At 41.6% G+C, this 6,667-nt stretch carries 5 protein-coding genes; all 5 read left to right on the top strand.

What is annotated here, in order from left to right:
• Nucleotides 1–100: 100 nt before the first annotated feature.
• The 5 genes from HY811_11195 to HY811_11175 all read left to right on the top strand — a co-directional run bounded on the left by HY811_11195 (nt 101) and on the right by HY811_11175 (nt 6,190).
• Complete coding sequence (locus HY811_11195) at nt 101–2,929, top strand: hypothetical protein (protein MBI4835364.1); 2,829 nt, start codon at nt 101–103, stop codon at nt 2,927–2,929.
• Between the two features lie 21 nt (nt 2,930–2,950).
• Nucleotides 2,951–3,571, top strand: coding sequence for a hypothetical protein (locus HY811_11190; GenBank protein MBI4835363.1), 621 nt, complete (start codon nt 2,951–2,953; stop codon nt 3,569–3,571).
• A gap of 88 nt (nt 3,572–3,659) precedes the next feature.
• On the top strand, nt 3,660–5,342 hold the full coding sequence (locus HY811_11185; GenBank protein MBI4835362.1) for an RHS repeat-associated core domain-containing protein: 1,683 nt from the start codon (nt 3,660–3,662) through the stop codon (nt 5,340–5,342).
• Nucleotides 5,332–5,889, top strand: a complete 558-nt coding sequence (locus tag HY811_11180) for a hypothetical protein (GenBank protein MBI4835361.1) — start codon at nt 5,332–5,334, stop codon at nt 5,887–5,889. The genes HY811_11185 and HY811_11180 overlap by 11 nt, the downstream gene beginning before the upstream one ends.
• Nucleotides 5,890–5,938: 49 nt before the next feature.
• Nucleotides 5,939–6,190 carry a transposase gene (locus HY811_11175; protein MBI4835360.1) on the top strand — a complete coding sequence of 84 codons (252 nt, stop codon included), beginning with the start codon at nt 5,939–5,941 and terminating at the stop codon, nt 6,188–6,190.
• The last annotated feature ends 477 nt before the right edge of the window (nt 6,191–6,667 follow it).

The raw sequence follows: 6,667 nt of genomic DNA, 5'->3' as shown, positions 1-6,667 counted from the left end.
GTAGGGGGTAATAGGGTGAAAGATTAGAAATAAGGGGTACGGAAAAATAAAATACTGTGCTATTGATAAACCCATTTAGAACGCCGTGATATTAACTAATATGAGATACCTATTTATCTATCTGCAATATAATAATGCCGGGCGCGTAACCGAGACTTATGTCAAGGAGGCGGGCGGCGCGGAACACGCCAACGTCGAGTATTACTATGCCGATATGTCGGGCGATAAGACCATCCACTCAACAAGGTCGTTGGTGGATACCGGCGTTTATCTGACCGTCGTTAATTATTACGATGAAGGCGGACGCTTGGAAAAGACCGCTTTAGACCCCTCCGGCTTGAACGAACAGACATATTTTACCTATGATAATCTCGGCCGGCAGACCCGTATACAGGCGGCTTATGGCGATGCGTTGGAAACATCCACTTACTTCGTCTATAATAATGCCGGTTGGCTGACCAAGAAACGTCCCTTTGCCAATAACGATACTTATGCCACAGAGTATACCTACAATAAGCGCGGGCAGGTTTTGCGCATCTACGACGCCGAAGGCTTGAACGCCGGAACTCCCTATTACACGGAAAATACCTATGATAAGGGCGGACGCCTGACCCGTGTCACCAACGCACTGGGCGATTACACCGAATACGAATACAACGCGGACGGATTGCGCACCAAACTTTCCTATTACCGTGATTCCAACAAGGTGGATACCACTTACGCTTATTATGATAACCATCTCCTGGAAACCACGAGTTATTCAGGTTTCACCGGCACCAATACCTCCACGAACTACTACGATGCCAACGGCAACCCGACCAGCACAGTAGATGCCATGGGGCAGACCAAAACCTTTACCTATGACAAGAACAACCGTTTAACAATGAAACAATGTAACACTGAAACTGTCCAGTATACCCTGGATGCCAATAGCAATGTATTGAATGTAACCGACGCCAATACCGATACGGATAATGAATACGATTACCTGAATCGCCTGACGAAAGTAACGGATAACAAGTATTCTCCGGCAAAGGTGATAGATTATACCTATTGGGAAGACGGCACAAGAAAGAGCATGGACGGCCCGGAATCCGGCACCACGGATAAGATAGAGTATACTTATGATATGGCAAAGCGGCTGGATACGGTCAAGCGCGATGGGACGCAGATAGCGGATTATGATTATAATAAGCTCGGGCAGAGGACGGAGCTCTATTTCGGGGCGAATAAATCCGGCTCGCACACGCATTATACATATGACAGCGCCGTGCCGACCAGGTGGCTGACCGTAGTGGAGAACCATACCTCCACGGCAACGGTTTCATCGTTTACTTATGTCCTGGATAAAGTGGGCAACCGGACGAAGATGACGCTTACAAACGGGGATTACGTGGATTATGATTATGACAATATTTATCAGTTGACAAGCGAGCATAAAAAAGATAGTCTGAATAACACGATATACCAGAACACCTTTACCTATGATGAAGTCGGAAACCGTGAGACGCAGACGCGCGGCGGGGTGGTGACTTATTATGAGTATAACAATGCCTGCCAGTTAATCAGTGATACGGTAAACAGCTTGACGAATATGTATGATTACGATGCGAACGGGAATATGATTACGAAAACACAGGGCGCGAATGTGACGAGCTGGGTGTATAACTACAATAATCTTGTTATTTCATATTACGACCCGATAACGACCAACAACTCGACTTACGCTTGGGACGCGATGGGCCGGCGCATCAGCAAGACGGTCAATGGAACAACTGAAAACTATACGTACGATGGTATGAACATTATTGCGGATTACGACGGGAGTAATGCGCTCACTGCCCAGTATATTACTCCGTTCTTAGACCAAAACTTGACGATTTCACGTAGTGGCAGTACTTACTATTACATGCACGACGGGTTAGGCTCGGTGAGGAATCTCATAAACACATCGGAAGTAGTCCAGAATACATATGACTATTACGCCTTTGGCGAAATCTTATCCCAGACAGAAAATGTTCCGCAGAGGTATAAATTTACCGCAAGGGAATGGGATTCAGAAAGCCAATTATACGACTATCGCACACGAAAATATAATCCTTTTACGGGGAGATTTACACAAAGGGATCCAAGTGGATATGGAACCGGATTAAATTTATACACTTATGTTCAAAATAATTCGGTTAATAGAATAGATCCCAGTGGATTATTCGCGGCTCCTTTTTCGCTTCCACCAGACCCACATTGGGCGTTTCGTATGCCAGACCCATGGGAGTTATTTATGAGTTTCCTGAAACATGATATATATAAGATGCTTAGTGGGAAATTTCAATGCAGTAAAAAATCTCACACAGAACCAAAGAAGTGTGGGCCAGATGTAACAGCTTGGTTAGTTAATATGATTCATCAGCATAAACAAGATTCAACTATACAAAAGTTACGTGGTGGACCGTTGACGCATTTGCAAGGGCTTGAAGAGTTCAAAATGAAAGTCCAAGAAGGCGGAATTTGGGATTTCAAAAACAGTGAACAATTTACAGAATCCTGTGAGTCAGAGAAATGCCCCTCTTCTAACTGCAAAAAAACAGTAACGCTTTGTGATCAATGCGTCTTTTATGACGTTCCAGGAAACATTCATTTTGGGTATATGGGTGTCTTTGGAGGAATAGATCCATCTATACTACATGCTCGAGCTGCTAAGGCACAAAAAACTATTACGCCTGGCAAAGATACGGCACGTGATACCGAAGCTATCAATATCGGGATAAGATTATTTGTGAATAACTGGGGTGGTATTTCTGAAGACTTGCTTTGTGCAGAAATGACTGGGTCGAGTATAAAAAAACTCAGGAAAGGAGAAGTAGCGGAAGCAGGTTTTGATCCAACAAATTGTTCTACATGTTCATTAAAATATGGGGAAGGAAAGTAAACCAAGAAGCTTTTAACCATAATGACTACCGAAACAACAAGTATAAGTACAACTAATCCGATTAAAACACATATATTGCTTCTTCCCTACATCTGGGTGCTGGTTAGTTTTCTAATATTCATGTTTACTTATAACCCAATTCAAGACTTTCTTTATGCCTTCAAAATTATTATTGTTTTCCCTTTATTAATACTCTGGTTATTAATAAGCTTGGTCATTTTCGTTGTTTTTGTTACTAGTGCACTTCGTTTATGGAGATATAAGACTTTTCTCATATCACTTGGTTATTCAGTAATATATATCTTGTTAGTCGTATTACTCGTGATTTACGGGTCATGGCTTACTATTAAAATTAGATTTGAGATCAAAAGAACTTATTATGAGCGGATTGTTTTTGAAATATATTCAGGCCAAAGAAACACGGCAAAAAATGATAGAATTATTATAGACGAAGGCCCCCCCCTAAGAGTTGCATTTCATCTACAAAGCGGGACATTAGACCATTGGTGTGGAATTGTTTATGACCCGACTGGCGAAATAATAAATACTATAAAGCTTAAATCTATTGTGCCGCTTTTTGGAGCTGGAATATACAGAGCAGAAAAATTAGATGATTATTGGTATATTTTTTGGTTTACGTAATATATATGCGGGAGGGTGCGGGGCGAGTTCGGAGGGACACCTGTACCTGTGATGGACATCTGAACGGGGGGAAAACGGTTAAAATGGCATGAAGAATCATAATCAAACCTCAACCTTAATCTCATCCTTTGTTTATACTCATGATTTAGTCGGCAATCGGACGGCTATGAATTTGAATGGAGGCGATTCCATTAGCTATGGTTATGACAGCATTTACCAGTTGACAAGCGAGAGCCGGAGTGGTAGTATTAGTTACACAAATACTTGGACGTATGATTTGGTAGGTAATAGAAAGACGCAAGTGGAAAGTTATATCACCACGACAAACTATACGCACAATAACAACAATCAGCTTACGCAGGAAAGCACGTCTACCACCACGTATACCTACGCATTGGATGCGAATGGCAATGTCGTAAGCAAATCGGACGGGACGAACATCTGGAACTGGTCGCATAGTTATGAAAATAAGGTCGTTTCATATTATGAAAGCCTTTCGGGAAACACAGGTTTATACGTCCATGACGCGTATGGCAGGAGGATACAAAAGACTGCCAACGGGAACGTTGAGAAATTCGTCTATGATGGTGCTAATGTGATAGTGGATTATGACAGCGGTAACAACCTCACGGCGAAATATGTTACGCCGGGGTTGAACCACAATCTATTAGTCGTAACAAACTCCGCGACATATTATTATTTCCATGATGGACTGGGGAGCGTGACGGATATTAATGATAGCTCACAGATAACCCGTAATGCTTATTCGTATTATGCGTTTGGTGCGAGCTTATCAACTACTGAACAAGTGAACAATAGATACAGATTTACGGGGCAGGAGTACAACACAGAAAACGGTGAATACGATTACGGGGCAAGACATTACAATCCATACACAGGCCGCTTTAACACAAGAGACCCTATCGGTTATGGTGGAGGAGTAAATTTATATACCTATGTTTGTAACAATCCAATTAATCGGACAGATTCTTCAGGTATGTATGATGAAGAGTATGGAGAGTCGCCTGCGGAAAGCTTTTGGAGATGGTTCAAAAAACAATTTGGAGGTTCATCGGGGAGCGCTAAACAACCATTGCCAGCAATAGTGCAACCCCCGCCCATGATAATAAAACCTATACCAGCGATAGTGCAGCCGAAAGATGATCCAAGAAAACAGCAAGAAGAACTGGTGAAAAAGCTGACAGGCATTGTAACGGGCCTATTGGGGAAGGAAACAGGGGCTTTAAAACCTGATGTTGGCATTGATAAATTGAAAGAAACGATAGAGGCATTGGAAAAGATACAAAAAGCAATAGCCGAACTAAAGGATGCGGATACGACCAAGAAAAAAGCATTAATTAAACAAGCAGCTGTCCTGGCGGCTGCGATTATTATTCTGGTAGAAGTAACATCAGATGAAGAAGTTCCTACCCCGCCGGAAACGCCAGAAGTAACCCCGGAAGAAACAACACCAGAGGATACACAACCGCCAGAGGAGTCGGGGAGTAACGAAGGAGTTCCTCGCCCTGGGCTAAAACATCCTGCGGATAAATTACCAACAGGAGGTAGCAATCCATATAGAGCACCTAACGAGAAAGGCGTTGATCCGGACAAAGACTTTAAAAAGAATCCTCATGGCAAAGGTTTTGTAGATGAAAAAGGAAAGATATGGGTTTTAAGTAAGGATGGAACTCATTGGGATGTTACAGATCCAAAGACAAATAGTCATGAAAATATTAAACCTGATGGAGAAAAACATCATGGAAAATAATAAAAAATCGGTAAATTTATTGTTACGATTAACACCTCATGATGTAAATGCTTTTGCAGATGTATTAGTAGAAGGCATTCTAAGAATGCGACGAAAAGATGTTTCACATCCTATATTGTTTGAATATAACAACTGCTACAACGTAGAAGTTAAAATCATGAATACTTGGATAAATCCGTACATTAAAAATGCTGTCAAAGCTGGTGCATATGGCAGGAAAACACTAAATCACATGGGGATAGAGCCAGATGACAATTTAGTCGCGATATTAAGAAAAGGTATAAATAAACGTATAACACCTTTAATATTACGATTATCTTTACATGAAGTCACCATATGTAATATTTTGATATTAGAAGGGCTACTTGGTTTTAATGAGGGAAAAAGAAAGAAATATTACTATGCAAAACATGCAACCAATATTCAAAAATCTATTAAAGTAGGTAAAATAGTGGCAGCTAAAATGAATTTATATCTTAAAAGAACACAAAAGACATGGAGACATAGGGGACACGGAGACATAGGGGACACATCCCACCGGTTATAACCTCCGATTTTCTTGACATATAAGGCGTAGTTTTATTAAAATCGTCGTTATGCCGAGAATCGCCAGAGCCGTAGTTGTTGATTATCCTCACCACATTATTCAGCGCGGTAATAACAGACAAAAGGTTTTCTTTGCTCAGGAAACATACACTAAATATTTGGATTTACTGAAAGAATATGCCGCCAAATGGGATATTTCTATAATGGTTTACTGTCTGATGACTAATCATGTTCACCTGCTTGCCAGACCGGCTAAAGAAGAATCATTTGCCAAGATGATGCATGGGGTAAGCCTGTGTTAAAAGACTCGTAAGCGTGGAAAATAAAGGGATACAGGCGGTGGGATGTGTCCCTCTGTCCTGCTGTCCAATTCGTTATTAGATGCGTTATATTCGTTTTACGGGACTCACTCCTGAACTCCACACTTGCTTTTTATACTTTTCCGTCGGGCACCCCATTTCCACTGATTTGGAGTGCCGGATTAAAGAATTATAGGGGGGTGGGGGTATGGTGGGTAGGGGTGGGGTAAAGATTTGCCTCAAGTAGCCTAAATTTCATAAGTTTGGTTAATTAAACGCTTTTGGCTCCTAAATCAAATCATTTCACCGTCCAGGCTAAATAATTTGGCCGGGGGGAGGGTATGGTGGGGGTAGGGGGGTATTTTCAGTTCACCATGGGGGTGCAAAGTCTTTAGCCGTTCCAAAGTTTATATGGTTCAGATTGATATGATTCTTTCTGCAGTAAATACACCGGATAATTCTCCTGTTCTCAATTAAAAA

This window comes from Planctomycetota bacterium (assembly GCA_016207825.1).
Taxonomy (GTDB): domain Bacteria; phylum Planctomycetota; class MHYJ01; order JACQXL01; family JACQZI01; genus JACQZI01.
Note: the sequence above shows the minus strand (reverse complement) of the source record. Positions and strands in the feature narration are given on the sequence as shown.